The organism is Pseudomonas sp. GW821-FHT11D10 (assembly GCF_058808435.1).
On record NZ_JBXARR010000007.1, the window covers coordinates 96536 to 112447 of the forward strand.

Annotated in this window: 13 protein-coding genes; 12 read left to right on the forward strand and 1 reads right to left on the reverse strand. The window is 59.1% G+C overall.

All coding sequences use genetic code 11. The annotated features are described in order from the left end of the window. The first annotated feature begins 48 nt into the window (after positions 1–48). The 8 genes from grpE to AC1RT4_RS20685 all read left to right on the forward strand — a co-directional run bounded on the left by grpE (position 49) and on the right by AC1RT4_RS20685 (position 10522). Entirely contained in the window at positions 49–618 is a 570-nt protein-coding gene (gene grpE / locus AC1RT4_RS20650) for a nucleotide exchange factor GrpE (protein ID WP_493087497.1), read from the forward strand. 102 nt (positions 619–720) lie between these two features. Further along, positions 721–2637 carry a molecular chaperone DnaK gene (gene dnaK / locus AC1RT4_RS20655; RefSeq protein ID WP_493087499.1) on the forward strand — a complete coding sequence of 639 codons (1917 nt, stop codon included), beginning with the start codon at positions 721–723 and terminating at the stop codon, positions 2635–2637. A 297-nt stretch (positions 2638–2934) separates the two neighbouring features. Beyond that, positions 2935–4059, forward strand: coding sequence for a molecular chaperone DnaJ (gene dnaJ / locus AC1RT4_RS20660; RefSeq protein ID WP_007953765.1), 1125 nt, complete (start codon positions 2935–2937; stop codon positions 4057–4059). Between the two features lie 9 nt (positions 4060–4068). Beyond that, positions 4069–4875: a 4-hydroxy-tetrahydrodipicolinate reductase gene (gene dapB / locus AC1RT4_RS20665; protein ID WP_493087501.1), complete on the forward strand. Its 807-nt coding sequence runs from the start codon at positions 4069–4071 to the stop codon at positions 4873–4875. A gap of 256 nt (positions 4876–5131) precedes the next feature. After that, entirely contained in the window at positions 5132–6268 is a 1137-nt protein-coding gene (gene carA, locus AC1RT4_RS20670) for a glutamine-hydrolyzing carbamoyl-phosphate synthase small subunit (RefSeq protein WP_493087503.1), read from the forward strand. A gap of 126 nt (positions 6269–6394) precedes the next feature. Beyond that, positions 6395–9616: a carbamoyl-phosphate synthase large subunit gene (gene carB / locus AC1RT4_RS20675; protein WP_007953758.1), complete on the forward strand. Its 3222-nt coding sequence runs from the start codon at positions 6395–6397 to the stop codon at positions 9614–9616. Beyond that, positions 9613–10089 carry a transcription elongation factor GreA gene (greA, locus tag AC1RT4_RS20680; RefSeq protein ID WP_007953757.1) on the forward strand — a complete coding sequence of 159 codons (477 nt, stop codon included), beginning with the start codon at positions 9613–9615 and terminating at the stop codon, positions 10087–10089. Before carB ends, greA begins: the two co-directional genes overlap by 4 nt. Positions 10090–10117: 28 nt before the next feature. Beyond that, entirely contained in the window at positions 10118–10522 is a 405-nt protein-coding gene (locus AC1RT4_RS20685; protein WP_007953755.1) for a hypothetical protein, read from the forward strand. A 9-nt stretch (positions 10523–10531) separates the two neighbouring features. On the opposite strand, the gene AC1RT4_RS20690 is transcribed toward AC1RT4_RS20685, so the two are convergent. Next, positions 10532–10840, reverse strand: a complete 309-nt coding sequence (locus tag AC1RT4_RS20690; RefSeq protein ID WP_007953753.1) for a YhbY family RNA-binding protein — start codon at positions 10838–10840, stop codon at positions 10532–10534. Between the two features lie 101 nt (positions 10841–10941). On the opposite strand from AC1RT4_RS20690, the gene rlmE reads away from it, so the two are divergent. The 4 genes from rlmE (at position 10942) to glmM (ending at position 15895) form a co-directional block, all read left to right on the forward strand. Beyond that, the gene (gene rlmE / locus AC1RT4_RS20695; protein WP_007953751.1) at positions 10942–11571 is read left to right on the forward strand and encodes a 23S rRNA (uridine(2552)-2'-O)-methyltransferase RlmE; all 630 of its coding nucleotides are present in this window, start codon (positions 10942–10944) and stop codon (positions 11569–11571) included. 202 nt (positions 11572–11773) lie between these two features. Then, a complete protein-coding gene (gene ftsH, locus AC1RT4_RS20700) occupies positions 11774–13681 on the forward strand; it encodes an ATP-dependent zinc metalloprotease FtsH (protein WP_011332403.1) in 1908 nt (635 codons plus the stop codon). Positions 13682–13689: 8 nt separating this feature from the next. Further along, positions 13690–14541 carry a dihydropteroate synthase gene (folP, locus tag AC1RT4_RS20705; protein WP_493087507.1) on the forward strand — a complete coding sequence of 284 codons (852 nt, stop codon included), beginning with the start codon at positions 13690–13692 and terminating at the stop codon, positions 14539–14541. A gap of 16 nt (positions 14542–14557) precedes the next feature. Further along, positions 14558–15895, forward strand: coding sequence for a phosphoglucosamine mutase (gene glmM / locus AC1RT4_RS20710; protein WP_493087509.1), 1338 nt, complete (start codon positions 14558–14560; stop codon positions 15893–15895). The last annotated feature ends 17 nt before the right edge of the window (positions 15896–15912 follow it).

A 15912-nucleotide genomic window follows, 5' to 3' on the forward strand; every position in this document is an offset into this window, starting at 1 on the left:
GGCAGAAGCGCGAATCGAACTCGCGGACGATATTGAAAGGAGAATTCTATGGCTGACGAACAGACAGTAGATACGCAAAATCCAGAAGCCAATCAGGCGCCCGAGGCTTCGGGTGATGACCTGGCGACCCGTGTACAAGTGCTCGAAGAGCAATTGGCCGCCGCGCAGGATCAATCGCTGCGCGTAGCTGCCGATCTGCAGAACGTCCGCCGCCGTGCCGAGCAGGATGTCGAAAAGGCGCACAAGTTTGCGCTGGAAAAATTCGCCGGCGATCTGCTGCCGATCGTCGACAGCCTGGAGCGCGGCCTCGAGCTGTCGAACCCGGATGACGAGAGCATCCGTCCGATGCGTGAAGGCATCGAGCTGACCCTGAAAATGTTTCACGACACCCTCGCGCGCTATCAGCTTGTCGCTGTGAGCCCGCAGGAAGGCGAGCCGTTCAACGCCGTGGAACATCAGGCAATGGCCATGCAGGAAAGTGCAGACCTTGAGCCGAACAGCGTTCTGAAGGTGTTCCAGAAGGGCTACCAGCTCAACGGTCGCCTGCTGCGTCCGGCGATGGTCGTGGTCAGCAAGGCGCCGGCGCCAGTTTCGCCTTCGATTGACGAGAAGGCTTGAAATTAGCCGCAAGGCCCCCATTTAGAAGTCAAGCGTTTAAGTGCTACCGCAGTTGGCCACAACCGCTGCGGCAACCAAATCCAAAGTTTCGGGAGAGTGAACATGGGCAAAATTATCGGTATCGACCTGGGGACTACCAACTCCTGCGTCTCCGTGCTGGAAAACGGCAAGGCCAAAGTTATTGAAAACGCTGAAGGCGCGCGTACCACGCCGTCGATCATCGCTTACGCCAACGATGGCGAAATCCTGGTCGGCCAGTCCGCCAAGCGTCAGGCTGTGACCAACCCGCACAACACCCTGTACGCGGTGAAGCGTCTGATCGGCCGTCGTTTCGACGAAGAAGTCGTTCAGAAAGACATTCAGATGGTCCCTTACAAGATCGTCAAGGCTGACAACAACGACGCCTGGGTTGAAGTGAACAGCCAGAAAATGGCTCCGCCACAAATCTCGGCTGAAATTCTGAAGAAGATGAAGAAGACCGCCGAAGACTACCTCGGCGAAGCAGTGACCGAAGCGGTGATCACCGTTCCGGCCTACTTCAACGACAGTCAGCGTCAGGCGACCAAAGACGCCGGCCGCATCGCGGGTCTGGACGTAAAACGTATCATCAACGAACCAACCGCAGCCGCTCTGGCTTACGGTATGGACAAGGCCAAGGGCGATCACACCGTGATCGTTTATGACCTGGGTGGCGGTACTTTCGACGTATCCGTGATCGAGATCGCTGAAGTTGACGGCGAGCACCAGTTCGAAGTGTTGGCCACCAACGGTGACACCTTCCTGGGCGGTGAAGACTTCGATATTCGTCTGATCGACTACCTCGTCGACGAATTCAAGAAAGAAAGCGGCATGAACCTGAAGGGTGATCCGCTGGCGATGCAGCGTCTGAAAGAAGCTGCCGAAAAAGCCAAGATCGAGCTGTCCTCGAGCCAGTCGACCGACGTGAACCTGCCGTACATCACTGCAGACGCTACCGGTCCTAAGCACCTGAACGTGAAGATCTCGCGTGCCAAGCTCGAAGCACTGGTTGAAGACCTGGTTCAGCGCACCATCGAACCTTGCCGCATCGCCATGAAAGACGCAGGTCTGGATGTTGGCGCGATCAACGACGTGATCCTGGTCGGCGGTCAGACCCGTATGCCGCTGGTTCAGAAGCTGGTGACCGATTTCTTCGGTAAAGAAGCACGTAAAGACGTGAACCCGGACGAAGCCGTTGCCATGGGTGCTGCGATCCAGGGCGCCGTTCTGGCCGGTGACGTGAAAGACGTTCTGCTGCTCGACGTCAGCCCGCTGACCCTGGGTATCGAAACCATGGGTGGCGTGATGACCGCGCTGATCGAGAAAAACACCACGATTCCTACCAAGAAATCGCAAGTGTTCTCGACTGCCGACGACAACCAGGGCGCCGTGACCATTCACGTCCTGCAAGGCGAGCGCAAGCAAGCCGCACAGAACAAGTCCCTGGGCAAGTTCGACCTGGCCGACATTCCGCCAGCTCCACGTGGCGTGCCGCAGATCGAAGTGACCTTCGACATCGACGCCAACGGCATCCTGCACGTCGGTGCGAAGGACAAGGCTACCGGCAAGACCCAGTCGATCGTGATCAAGGCTAACTCCGGTCTGTCCGACGAAGAAATCGAGCGCATGGTGCGTGACGCCGAGGCGAATGCCGAGGAAGACCGCAAGTTCGAAGAGCTGGCCGCTGCCCGTAACCAGGGTGATGCACTGGTTCACTCGACTCGCAAGATGATCGCTGACGCTGGCGACAAAGTGACTGCAGAAGAGAAGACTGCAATCGAAGCGGCCGTGGTTGCCCTGGAAGCCGCCGTCAAAGGCGACGACAAGGCTGCCATCGACGCCAAGGTTGAAGAGCTGTCGAAGGTCTCTGCGCCGGTTGCCCAGAAGATGTACGCCGAACAGGCTCAGCCTGCTGAAGGCGCGGCACCGCAAGGCGAATCGGCTGAGAAGGCTGACGATGTTGTCGATGCCGAGTTCGAAGAAGTCAAAGACCACAAGTAAGTTGTTGGTCGGCCGGTTGACTGCCTTTGGGCACTGACTGGTAGGATGTCGCCGCGCGGGAGCTTGCTCCCGCGTTGGCGTATCTGGAATACGCGAATTTTTACAGCATGCGACAAGGCTCGAATGCTGGCGGTATGGCCGGGAATGCTCCTGCTTTTCGCGCCGCAAATACCGCATGAACCAAAGACCAGGATCGTTGAATTGACGTGAGTTGGGTCCGGGCCTGTATTGGGGCTCAACGAGTTTGGCGAAGCTCAGGAGGGGTTTGCCGAACGTCCTCAAGAGTATGAAGAACTTATGGCTAAGCGTGACTATTACGAAGTGTTGGGTGTTGAGCGCGGCTCAAGCGAAGCGGACCTGAAAAAGGCCTATCGCCGTCTGGCGATGAAGCATCACCCGGACCGTAATCCCGATGACAAAGCGTCGGAAGAGCTGTTCAAAGAGGCCAACGAAGCCTACGAAGTGCTGTCCGATTCCAGCAAGCGTGCGGCGTACGACCAGTATGGTCATGCCGGCGTCGATCCGAGCATGGGTGGCGGCGGTGCAGGCTTCGGCGGTCAGAACTTCTCCGATATCTTCGGCGATGTCTTCAGTGACTTCTTCGGTGGCGGTCGCGGCGGTTCCCGTGGCGGCGCCCAGCGTGGCAGCGACTTGCGCTACACCCTGGAGCTGAACCTGGAAGAAGCGGTGCGCGGCACGACCGTGAATATCCGCGTTCCGACACTGGTCAACTGCAAGCCTTGCGATGGTTCGGGCGCGAAGAAAGGCTCGTCGCCTTCGACCTGCCCGACTTGCGGCGGCATCGGTCAGGTGCGCATGCAGCAAGGCTTCTTCTCGGTGCAGCAGACCTGCCCGCGCTGCCATGGCCAGGGCAAGATCATTTCCGACCCGTGCGACTCCTGCCACGGTGACGGTCGCGTCGAAGAATACAAAACCCTCTCCGTCAAGGTGCCGGCCGGTGTCGACACCGGTGACCGCATTCGTCTGTCCGGCGAAGGCGAAGCGGGCACTCAGGGTGGCCCGACCGGCGACCTGTACGTGGTGATCAACGTCCGCGAACACGACATCTTCCAGCGTGACGGCAAGCATCTGTTCTGCGAAGTGCCGATCAGCTTCGTCGATGCCGCCTTGGGTGGCGAGCTGGAAATTCCGACCCTCGACGGTCGCGTCAAACTGAAGATTCCGGAAGGGACTCAGACCGGCAAGCAGTTCCGCGTACGCGGCAAGGGCGTGGCGCCGGTGCGGGGCGGTGGTGCGGGCGATCTGATGTGCCGTGTGGCTGTCGAGACGCCGGTCAATCTGAACCGTCGTCAGCGTGAACTGCTGGAAGAGTTCCGCAGTTCCCTGGCGGACGACAACAGTCACTCCCCGAAAACCACCGGTTGGTTCGACGGTGTGAAACGCTTCTTCGGCGATCTGTAAGGAGTCGGCATGCGACGTATAGCTGTGATGGGCGCTGCCGGGCGCATGGGCAAGATTCTGGTCGAGGCGGTGCAGCAGCGCGCGCCGCTGACCGGTTTGACGGCTGCGATTGTCCGCCCTGGCAGTACGCTGATCGGTGTGGATGCCGGTGAGCTGGCTTCGCTTGGTCGAATCGGCGTGCCGCTGACCGGTAATCTGGAGTCGGTGGCGGAAGAGTTTGATGTACTGATCGATTTCACCCTGCCGGAAGTCATGCTGAAAAACCTGGCCTTCTGCCGCAAGGCCGGCAAGGCGATGGTGATCGGCACGACCGGGCTGGACGCTGCGCAGAAGCAGTTGCTGGCCGAGGCGGGCAAGGATATTCCGATCGTGTTCGCGGCCAACTTCAGTGTCGGCGTCAACCTGTCGCTGAAGCTGCTCGACATGGCGGCGCGGGTGTTGGCTGAAGATGCGGACATCGAAATCATCGAAGCCCATCACCGGCACAAGATCGATGCGCCGTCGGGCACGGCCCTGCGCATGGGTGAAGTGATCGCCAATGCGCTGGATCGTGATCTGCAAAAAGTCGCGGTCTATGGTCGTGAAGGCCACACCGGTGCCCGTGAGCGTGAAACCATCGGTTTCGCCACTGTTCGCGGTGGTGATGTGGTGGGCGATCACACCGTGCTGTTTGCCTGCGAGGGCGAGCGCCTGGAGATCACGCACAAGGCTTCGAGTCGCATGACGTTCGCCAAGGGTGCGGTGCGTGCGGCGTTGTGGCTGGATGCTCGTGAGCCTGGTTTGTACGACATGCAGGACGTGCTCGACCTGCATTGAGATGTTCTGAAGCCGGCGCAAACGCCCTGTTTGTGCCGGTTTTGCTCCGCCGAGCGACGCCCTGTCGCATTCTCCGGCCTTTCGGCCTCATTGGCGGTAGACCAAAAATCCCTTTTTCTGTAAGCTACAGCTTTAGTGTGTCCACTAAAAGCGCGCAGAATAATTCAGTGAAGAAGCGGGGTGACGTGTCCATACGTCACTCCGCTTTTTTACAACCTGCGATTGCCCTTTCATGCGTTATTTACGGGAGGTCTTCTTGACTAAGCCAGCCATACTCGCCCTTGCTGATGGCAGCATTTTTCGCGGCGAAGCCATTGGAGCCGACGGTCAGACCGTTGGTGAGGTGGTGTTCAACACCGCAATGACCGGCTATCAGGAAATCCTTACCGATCCTTCCTACGCCCAACAGATCGTTACCCTGACTTACCCGCACATCGGCAACACCGGCACCACGCCGGAAGACGCCGAGTCCGATCGCGTCTGGTCCGCTGGCCTGGTCATCCGTGACCTGCCGCTGGTAGCGAGCAACTGGCGTAACACGATGTCCCTGTCCGATTACCTGAAAGCCAACAACGTTGTGGCGATCGCCGGTATCGACACCCGCCGCCTGACCCGCATCCTGCGTGAAAAAGGCGCACAGAACGGCTGCATCATGGCCGGCGACAACATCTCCGAAGAAGTGGCCATCGCCGCGGCGCAAGGCTTCCCGGGCCTGAAGGGCATGGATCTGGCGAAAGTCGTCAGCACCAAGACCCAATACGAATGGCGCTCCACTGTCTGGGATCTGAAAACCGACAGCCACGCGATCATCGAAGCCTCCGAGCTGCCTTACCACGTGGTTGCCTACGACTACGGCGTCAAGGTCAACATCCTGCGCATGCTGGTCGAGCGCGGCTGCCGCGTCACTGTCGTTCCGGCGCAAACCCCGGCTGCCGACGTTCTGGCCCTGAAACCGGACGGCGTGTTCCTGTCCAACGGCCCTGGTGATCCGGAGCCTTGCGACTACGCGATCAAGGCGATCAAGGAAGTGCTGGAAACCGAAATTCCGGTCTTCGGTATCTGCCTCGGTCACCAGCTGCTGGCTCTGGCCTCCGGCGCCAAGACCCTGAAAATGGGCCATGGCCACCACGGTGCCAACCACCCGGTTCAGGATCTGGACACGGGCGTCGTGATGATCACCAGCCAGAACCACGGCTTCGCGGTTGACGAAGAAACCCTGCCAGCCAACGTCCGCGCGATCCACAAATCGCTGTTCGACGGCACCCTGCAAGGTATCGAGCGTACCGACAAGAGCGCGTTCAGCTTCCAGGGTCACCCTGAAGCGAGCCCGGGCCCGAACGATGTGGCCCCTCTGTTTGACCGCTTCATCAACGAGATGGCCAAGCGACGCTAAGCGCTCGCCTTGAGACTGTAGCGAGAAGCCCCTCGAGGGCGGCCCCGGAACCGGCGGCCCCCTCGGGACTTCAGAAATCGATCAAGACGGCTTGCCGACTGACCTGCGGATTTGAGTGACAAACCCATGCCAAAACGTACAGACATTAAAAGCATCCTGATTCTCGGCGCTGGCCCGATCGTTATCGGCCAGGCCTGCGAATTCGACTACTCCGGCGCCCAGGCCTGTAAAGCCCTGCGCGAAGAGGGTTACCGCGTCATCCTGGTGAACTCCAACCCGGCCACCATCATGACCGACCCGGACATGGCCGACGCCACCTACATCGAGCCGATCAAGTGGCAGACCGTTGCCAAGATCATCGAGAAAGAGCGTCCGGATGCCGTGCTGCCAACCATGGGCGGCCAGACTGCTCTGAACTGCGCCCTGGACCTGGAGCGCGAAGGCGTTCTGGAGAAGTTCGGCGTAGAGATGATCGGTGCCAACGCCGACACCATCGACAAGGCTGAAGACCGTTCGCGTTTCGACAAGGCGATGAAAGCCATCGGCCTGGAATGCCCGCGTTCCGGTATCGCCCACAGCATGGAAGAAGCCAACGCGGTGCTCGAGCGCCTGGGCTTCCCGTGCATCATCCGTCCGTCCTTCACCATGGGCGGCACCGGTGGCGGTATCGCTTACAACCGCGAAGAGTTCGAAGAAATCTGCGCCCGTGGTCTGGACCTGTCGCCGACCAAGGAACTGCTGATCGACGAATCGCTGATCGGCTGGAAAGAATATGAAATGGAAGTTGTCCGCGACAAAAAGGACAACTGCATCATCGTCTGCTCGATCGAAAACTTCGACCCGATGGGCGTGCACACTGGTGACTCGATCACTGTTGCCCCGGCTCAGACCCTGACCGACAAGGAATACCAGATCCTGCGTAACGCCTCGCTGGCGGTACTGCGCGAGATCGGCGTCGAGACCGGCGGTTCCAACGTTCAGTTCGGTATCTGCCCGGACACCGGCCGTATGGTCGTGATCGAAATGAACCCGCGTGTATCCCGTTCGTCGGCTCTGGCCTCGAAGGCCACCGGTTTCCCGATCGCCAAGATCGCGGCCAAGCTGGCCGTCGGTTACACCCTCGACGAACTGCAGAACGACATCACCGGCGGCCGTACCCCGGCGTCCTTCGAGCCGTCCATCGACTACGTCGTGACCAAGCTGCCGCGCTTCGCTTTCGAGAAGTTCGCCAACGCTGACGCGCGCCTGACCACTCAGATGAAGTCGGTCGGTGAAGTCATGGCCATCGGCCGTACCTTCCAGGAATCCCTGCAGAAAGCCCTGCGCGGTCTGGAGGTGGGCGTTTGCGGTCTGGACGAGAAGGTCGACCTGAGCAACCCGGAAAGCATGAGCGTGCTCAAGCGCGAGCTGACCGTGCCGGGCGCCGAGCGTATCTGGTACGTGGCGGACGCCTTCCGCGCCGGCATGACCGTCGAAGAAATCTTCGGCATGAACATGATCGATCCGTGGTTCCTGGTACAGATCGAAGATCTGATCAAGGACGAAGAGAAGGTCAAGACCCTCGGTCTGTCCGCTATCGACCGCGATCTGATGTACAAGCTCAAGCGCAAAGGTTTCTCCGACCAGCGTCTGGCCAAGCTGCTGGGCGTCACCGAGAAGAACCTGCGCACGCACCGCCACAAGCTGGAAGTGTTCCCGGTCTACAAGCGCGTCGACACCTGCGCGGCCGAGTTCGCCACCGACACCGCCTACCTGTACTCGACCTACGAGGAAGAGTGCGAAGCAGCGCCGTCCGGTCGCGACAAGATCATCATCCTCGGCGGTGGCCCGAACCGTATCGGTCAGGGCATCGAGTTCGACTACTGCTGCGTACACGCGGCACTGGCGCTGCGCGATGACGGTTACGAGACCATCATGGTCAACTGCAACCCGGAAACCGTTTCCACTGACTACGACACTTCCGACCGTCTGTACTTCGAGCCGGTGACCCTGGAAGACGTGCTGGAAATCTGCCGCGTCGAGAAGCCGAAAGGCGTGATCGTCCAGTACGGTGGCCAGACGCCTCTGAAACTGGCTCGCGCCCTGGAAGCAGCCGGCGTGCCGATCATCGGCACCAGCCCTGACGCCATCGACCGTGCCGAAGACCGTGAGCGCTTCCAGCAAATGGTCGAGCGCCTGAACCTGCGTCAGCCGCCAAACGCCACCGTGCGCAGCGAAGACGAAGCCGTTCGCGCGGCTGCCAAGATCGGTTATCCGCTGGTAGTTCGTCCGTCCTACGTACTGGGCGGTCGGGCGATGGAAATCGTCTACAAGGAAGAAGAACTCAAACGTTACCTGCGTGACGCGGTGCAAGTGTCGAACGACAGCCCGGTGCTGCTCGACCACTTCCTCAACTGCGCCATCGAGATGGACGTGGATGCGGTCTGTGACGGCAAGGACGTAGTGATCGGCGCGATCATGCAGCACATCGAGCAGGCGGGCGTTCACTCCGGTGACTCCGCGTGCTCGCTGCCGCCGTACTCGCTGCCGGCGCACATCCAGGACGAGATGCGCGAACAGGTCAAGAAAATGGCCCTGGAACTGGGCGTGGTCGGCCTGATGAACGTTCAGTTGGCGCTGCAAGGCGAAGACATCTACGTCATCGAAGTCAACCCGCGTGCTTCCCGTACCGTACCGTTCGTGTCGAAGTGCATCGGTGTTTCCCTGGCGATGATCGCGGCTCGCGTGATGGCCGGTAAAACCCTGAAGGAAATCGGCTTCACCAAGGAAATCATTCCGAACTTCTACAGCGTGAAAGAGGCGGTGTTCCCGTTCGCCAAATTCCCTGGCGTTGACCCGATCCTTGGCCCAGAGATGAAGTCCACCGGTGAAGTGATGGGCGTCGGCGACACCTTCGGCGAAGCCTTTGCCAAAGCCCAGATGGGCGCCAGCGAAGTGCTGCCGACCGGCGGTACCGCATTCATCAGCGTACGCGACGATGACAAGCCGCTGGTTGCAGGCGTGGCCCGTGATCTGATCAACTTGGGCTTCGAAGTCGTCGCCACTGCCGGCACTGCCAAGCTGATCGAAGCCGCAGGTCTGAAAGTGCGTCGCGTGAACAAGGTGACCGAGGGCCGTCCGCACGTGGTCGACATGATCAAGAATGACGAAGTCACCCTGATCATCAACACCACCGAAGGTCGCCAGTCGATCGCCGATTCCTATTCCATTCGCCGTAACGCCTTGCAGCACAAGATCTACTGCACCACCACCATTGCTGCTGGCGAAGCTATCTGTGAAGCGCTGAAGTTCGGTCCCGAGAAGACCGTACGCCGCTTGCAGGATCTACACGCAGGATTGAAGGCATGAATAAATACCCAATGACCGTCCAGGGCTCCAAGGCCCTGGAAGAAGAGCATGCTCACCTGACCAAGGTCGTTCGTCCGAAGCTCAGCCAGGACATCGGTACGGCCCGCGAGTTGGGTGACTTGAAAGAGAACGCTGAATACCATGCCGCGCGCGAACAGCAAGGCATGGTCGAGGCGCGGATCCGTGATATCGAAGGTCGCCTGCAGAACGCAGTGATCATCGATGTGACGACCATTCCGCACACCGGCAAAGTGATTTTCGGCACTACCGTCGAAATCGCTAACGTCGAGACCGATGAAAGCGTCACTTACCAGATCGTGGGTGAGGACGAGGCAGACATCAAACTCGGCAAGATTTCGGTCGGCTCGCCGATCGCTCGCGCCTTGATTGCCAAGGAAGAGGGCGATACGGTCGTCGTGAAAACGCCAGGTGGCGATATCGAGTACGAGATTGTCGAAGTCCGTCACATCTGAGGGTGGGCGTCCGCTGCATGCGGGCGCGATGCTCTGGCAACTGGCCCAGATGTTGTGGGTTGGTGGTCTGTGGCTGGTACACCTCGGTCTGCGGCCGGTGCTGGGGCAAATCGGCCTGGCACCGCTGCTGATCGATGAAGTTGCAAGTACGTTTGAAGTGGCGGTGGTGGGTTTTGCCGTCGCGTGCGTGATATTTCAGGCTTTGGTGCTGGTACAGGCCGAGGGCCTTGCCAGTCTATGGCGGGATTTTCGCGGGCAGGTATTGCTGATGGCGTTGTATGCGTGTGCGATGTTTGTCGCAGTGCGTGTCGGCTGGCCGGATGCGCAGCGCTGGCAGGTGTTCAGCTTTCTTGTGTTGGGTTTTTCCGGGTTGGTGCTGGTATTGCAGCCGGTGCCGGGATGGAGTGGCAGGGTGCGCGAAGCACACCCTTGACCCTTGCCATCACTTGAAGCGATGGACGTTCGACAGCTGCTTGTTGACGCTGAAGTTCTTGCGGTAAATCAGTGCCATCTTGCCGATGACTTGAACCAGATCGGCCTTGCCGGTCTTGCACAGCTCTGCAACGGACGCCAGGCGCGCCTCGCGATCGAGGATGTTGAGCTTGATCTTGATCAGCTCGTGATCTGCCAATGCGCGTTCGAGTTCGGCTAAAACACCCTCAGTCAAACCGTTGTCAGCCACAGTCAGAACTGGTTTCAGGTGGTGGCCAATGGATTTGTACTGTTTCTTCTGCTCTGGAGTGAGCGGCATAATCTGACCCTTTCGTCTGGATTCTGTAAAATGGCGGCCATTTTACCCGAGGGCTCGTGGATCCGCCCAATTAATCACGACCCTAATCAACGAGGTGCCCAATGGCGCGTTCCAAGACAAGCCTTGGTTGGCTGAAAAGACATGTCAATGATCCCTATGTGAAGCAAGCGCAGAAGGATGGCTACCGCTCGCGTGCGAGTTACAAGCTTCTGGAGATCCAGGAGAAATACAAACTGATCCGTCCGGGCATGAACGTGGTCGACCTCGGCGCGGCGCCTGGCGGCTGGTCGCAGGTCACCAGTCGGCTGATCGGTGGTCAGGGTCGCCTGATCGCCTCGGACATCCTGGAAATGGACAGCATTCCGGACGTGACTTTCATCCAGGGTGACTTCACCGAGGATGCAGTGCTCGCTCAGATCCTTGAGGCTGTGGGTAATTCGCAGGTGGACCTTGTGATTTCCGATATGGCCCCCAATATGAGTGGTACGCCTGAAGTGGATATGCCAAAAGCCATGTTCCTTTGCGAGCTGGCGCTTGATCTGGCGGAACGGATCCTCAAGCCGGGTGGCAATTTCGTGATCAAGATTTTTCAGGGCGAAGGGTTCGATGTTTACCTGAAGGATGCTCGCAAGAAGTTCGACAAGATCCAGATGATCAAGCCGGACTCCTCTCGTGGCAGCTCTCGTGAGCAATACATGCTGGCTTGGGGCTACCGCGGTCGTAGCGAGTAAAACGAGGTTTTTTGGCGGGGTGATAGGTTTTTCGTATTTCGCCCCGCGCGCATAAGCGAATATTGTGTAGAAAGTGTTTCACAAAGGGTTACAGACGGCGCCTGCCAGAGCTGTAGGTAATGTAGTAAGTTAGGCCGGTGAATATCATGCGAAGCGCGCGCCAGTAGCGGAGCTTGCTTCAGAGGGTAGTTAATTGAACGATATGGCAAAGAATCTGATCCTGTGGTTGATCATCGCGGCTGTCCTGGTGACGGTGATGAACAACTTCTCCAGCCCTAACGAGCCGCAGACCCTCAACTATTCCGACTTCATCCAGCAGGTCAAGGATGGCAAGGTCGAGCGCGTGGCCGTCGACGGCTACGTGATTACCGGCAAGCGCAACGATGGCGACAGCTTCAAGACCATTCGTCCGGCAATCCAGGACAATGGCCTGATCGGCGATCTGGTCGACAACCACGTTGTGGTCGAAGGCAAGCAGCCTGAGCAGCAAAGCATCTGGACCCAGCTTCTGGTAGCCAGCTTCCCGATCCTGGTGATCATCGCGGTGTTCATGTTCTTCATGCGCCAGATGCAGGGCGGTGCGGGCGGCAAAGGCGGGCCGATGAGCTTTGGCAAGAGCAAGGCGCGTCTGCTGTCCGAAGATCAGGTGAAAACCACCCTGGCTGACGTTGCCGGTTGCGACGAAGCCAAGGAAGAAGTGGGCGAACTGGTCGAGTTCCTTCGTGATCCGGGCAAGTTCCAGCGTCTGGGCGGTCGCATTCCTCGCGGCGTGCTGATGGTGGGTCCTCCAGGTACCGGTAAAACCTTGCTGGCCAAGGCGATTGCCGGCGAAGCCAAAGTGCCGTTCTTCACCATTTCCGGTTCCGACTTCGTTGAAATGTTCGTCGGTGTCGGTGCCAGCCGCGTTCGTGACATGTTCGAACAGGCCAAGAAGCACGCTCCGTGCATTATCTTCATCGACGAGATCGACGCCGTTGGTCGCCATCGTGGCGCCGGCATGGGTGGCGGTCACGACGAGCGCGAACAGACTCTCAACCAGTTGCTGGTCGAGATGGACGGGTTCGAAATGAATGACGGCATCATCGTCATTGCTGCGACCAACCGCCCTGATGTGCTGGACCCGGCTCTGCTGCGTCCGGGTCGTTTCGACCGTCAAGTGGTGGTCGGCCTGCCGGATATCCGTGGTCGCGAGCAGATCCTCAAGGTTCACATGCGTAAAGTGCCAATGGGTGATGACGTTGCTCCGGCTGTTATCGCACGTGGTACGCCGGGCTTCTCCGGTGCTGATCTGGCGAACCTGGTCAACGAGGCTTCGCTGTTCGCTGCCCGTGCCGGCAAACGCATCGTAGAAATGAAAGAATTCGAACTGGCCAAAGACAAGATCATGATGGGCGCCGAGCGCAAATCCATGGTCATGTCCGAGAAGGAAAAGCAGAACACCGCTTATCACGAAGCAGGCCACGCCATTGTTGGTCGCGTCGTGCCCGAACATGATCCGGTCTACAAGGTGTCGATCATCCCGCGCGGTCGTGCGTTGGGCGTGACCATGTTCCTGCCGGAAGAAGATCGCTACAGCCTGTCCAAGCGTGCGCTGATCAGTCAGATCTGCTCGCTGTACGGCGGCCGTATTGCCGAAGAAATGACTTTGGGCTTTGACGGTGTGACGACTGGTGCTTCCAACGACATCATGCGCGCGAGTCAGATTGCGCGGAACATGGTGACCAAGTGGGGTCTGTCGGAAAAACTCGGTCCGTTGATGTACGCCGAAGAAGAGGGTGAAGTATTCCTTGGTCGCGGTGGTGGCGGTCAGAATGCCAGCTTCTCCGGTGAGACAGCCAAGCTGATCGACTCCGAAGTGCGCAGCATCATCGATCAGTGCTACGGCACAGCCAAGCAGATCCTTACGGACAATCGCGACAAGCTCGATGCCATGGCTGATGCCCTGATGAAGTACGAGACGATCGATGCCGAGCAGATCGACGACATCATGGCCGGTCGTACACCTCGCGAGCCTCGCGACTGGTCGGGCGGTACCGGTACTGGCACGCCTCCTGTCATTCAGGGCGAGCGTCCGGAAACACCGATTGGCGGCCCGGCTGCCGACGTTTAAGGTTTGAAATGACTTCTGTACAGTCCCTGACCCGGTTGCCTTGCGGCAACCGGGTTCTTGATTTGGCCCAGACGCATGTCATGGGCATTCTCAATGTCACTCCCGATTCTTTTTCCGACGGTGGCCGATACAGCCAGCTCGATGCGGCCTTGCGTCATGCCGAAGCCATGGTTGCGGCGGGTGCAACGCTGATCGATGTGGGCGGGGAGTCAACCCGGCCCGGCGCGCGGGTGGTTTCTCCGTTGGAGGAGCTGGAGCGTGTCGCTCCCGTCGTCGAGCTGATCAATCGCGAACTGGATGTGGTCATTTCGGTCGATACATCCACTCCAGCGGTCATGCGCGAAACAGCGCGGTTGGGCGCCGGCTTGATCAACGACGTTCGTTCGCTGCGTCGAGATGGTGCGCTGGATGCTGCTGCTGCCACCGGGCTGCCTGTTTGCCTCATGCATATGCTCGGCGAACCTGGCGATATGCAGGATGATCCGCGTTACCAGGATGTCACCCGGGAAGTGGGTGAGTTTCTTGCCGAACGCATGGCTCAGTGTGAGGTGGCAGGCATTCCTGCCGAACGGGTCATTCTTGATCCGGGCTTCGGTTTCGCCAAAACCCTGCAGCACAATCTAAGCTTGTTCAAGCATATGGAAGCCCTGCATGCGCTGGGGCGGCCACTGTTGGTGGGCGTTTCGCGCAAAAGCATGATCGGTCATGCATTGAATCGCCCGGTGGGTGAGCGTCTGTACGGTGGTTTGGCACTGGCTGCACTGGCGTCGGTGAAAGGTGCGCGTATATTGCGCGTCCATGATGTGGCGGAAACGGTGGACGTGGTGCGAATGCTCGCGGCCGTGGAATCAGCCGAATAAGAATGATGGAGCACTTATGAGCAAGAAATACTTTGGTACTGACGGCATTCGTGGTCGTGTCGGGGAATACCCGATCACTCCGGACTTCATGCTCAAGCTCGGCTGGGCTGCCGGCATGGCCTTTCGCAAGATGGGCGCCTGCAAGGTGCTGGTCGGCAAGGACACGCGGATTTCCGGCTACATGTTCGAATCGGCACTTGAGGCTGGCCTGACATCTGCGGGCGCCGATGTAATGCTGCTCGGCCCGATGCCGACTCCGGCCATCGCCTATTTGTCGCGCACGTTCCAGGCTGAAGCCGGGATCGTGATCAGTGCATCGCACAATCCGCATGACGATAACGGCATCAAGTTCTTCTCTGGCAAGGGCACCAAGCTGCCCGATGAGCTGGAGCTGATGATCGAGGAATTGCTCGATACGCCAATGACCGTTGTCGAGTCGAGCAAGATCGGCAAGGTGTCGCGCATCAATGATGCGTCCGGTCGCTATATCGAGTTCTGCAAGAGCTCCGTGCCGACCGGCACCAGTTTCTCCGGCCTGAAGATCGTCATCGACTGCGCACACGGTGCCACCTATAAAGTTGCGCCGAGTGTTTTCCGTGAGTTGGGTGCCGAGGTCGTCGTTCTGTCGGCTCAGCCTAACGGTCTGAACATCAATGACAACTGTGGCTCCACGCACATGGGGCAATTGCAGGCGGCGGTGTTGTCCGAGCATGCGGATCTGGGTATCGCTTTCGATGGCGATGGTGATCGGGTGCTGATGGTCGATCACACCGGTGCGATTGTCGATGGTGATGAGCTGCTGTACATCATTGCGCGCGATCTGCATGAGCGCGGCAAGTTGCAGGGTGGTGTGGTCGGTACCTTGATGAGTAACCTCGGGCTTGAGCTTGCGCTCGCAGATCTGGGTGTTCCTTTCGTGCGCGCCAATGTCGGTGACCGCTATGTGATCGCTGAGCTGCTGGAGCGTAACTGGCTGGTGGGTGGCGAGAACTCGGGGCATGTCGTGTGCTTCAATCACACCACCACGGGTGATGCGATCATCGCGGCTTTGCAGGTGCTGATGGCGCTGAAGACGCGTAACGAGGGGCTTGCTCAAACTCGCCAGGCGTTGCGCAAGTGCCCGCAGGTCCTGATCAACGTGCGTTTCGGTGGGGGCGAAAGCCCGCTGGAACACCCGGCTGTCAAGGAAGCGAGTGCGCGCGTGACCCAGGCAATGGCCGGGCGTGGTCGTGTGCTTTTGCGCAAGTCCGGGACAGAGCCTCTGGTGCGTGTGATGGTCGAAGGCGAGGACGAAACCCAGGTTCGTGGCTATGCCGAAGAGCTGGCAAAACTGGTAACTGAAGTTTCTGCCTGATTCGGCTTGCCAGCCAT

Bases quoted from the DNA above. Each gene is read 5' to 3' on its own strand.
- dapB (WP_493087501.1), top strand. From the start codon at position 4,069: ATGCGACGTATAGCTGTGATGGGCGCTGCCGGGCGCATGGGCAAGATT.
- glmM (WP_493087509.1), top strand. From the start codon at position 14,558: ATGAGCAAGAAATACTTTGGTACTGACGGCATTCGTGGTCGTGTCGGG.
- folP (WP_493087507.1), top strand. From the start codon at position 13,690: ATGACTTCTGTACAGTCCCTGACCCGGTTGCCTTGCGGCAACCGGGTT.
- greA (WP_007953757.1), top strand. From the start codon at position 9,613: ATGAATAAATACCCAATGACCGTCCAGGGCTCCAAGGCCCTGGAAGAA.
- AC1RT4_RS20685 (WP_007953755.1), top strand. From the start codon at position 10,118: ATGCTCTGGCAACTGGCCCAGATGTTGTGGGTTGGTGGTCTGTGGCTG.
- ftsH (WP_011332403.1), top strand. From the start codon at position 11,774: ATGGCAAAGAATCTGATCCTGTGGTTGATCATCGCGGCTGTCCTGGTG.
- rlmE (WP_007953751.1), top strand. From the start codon at position 10,942: ATGGCGCGTTCCAAGACAAGCCTTGGTTGGCTGAAAAGACATGTCAAT.
- grpE (WP_493087497.1), top strand. From the start codon at position 49: ATGGCTGACGAACAGACAGTAGATACGCAAAATCCAGAAGCCAATCAG.
- carB (WP_007953758.1), top strand. From the start codon at position 6,395: ATGCCAAAACGTACAGACATTAAAAGCATCCTGATTCTCGGCGCTGGC.
- dnaK (WP_493087499.1), top strand. From the start codon at position 721: ATGGGCAAAATTATCGGTATCGACCTGGGGACTACCAACTCCTGCGTC.
- dnaJ (WP_007953765.1), top strand. From the start codon at position 2,935: ATGGCTAAGCGTGACTATTACGAAGTGTTGGGTGTTGAGCGCGGCTCA.
- AC1RT4_RS20690 (WP_007953753.1), bottom strand. From the start codon at position 10,840: ATGCCGCTCACTCCAGAGCAGAAGAAACAGTACAAATCCATTGGCCAC.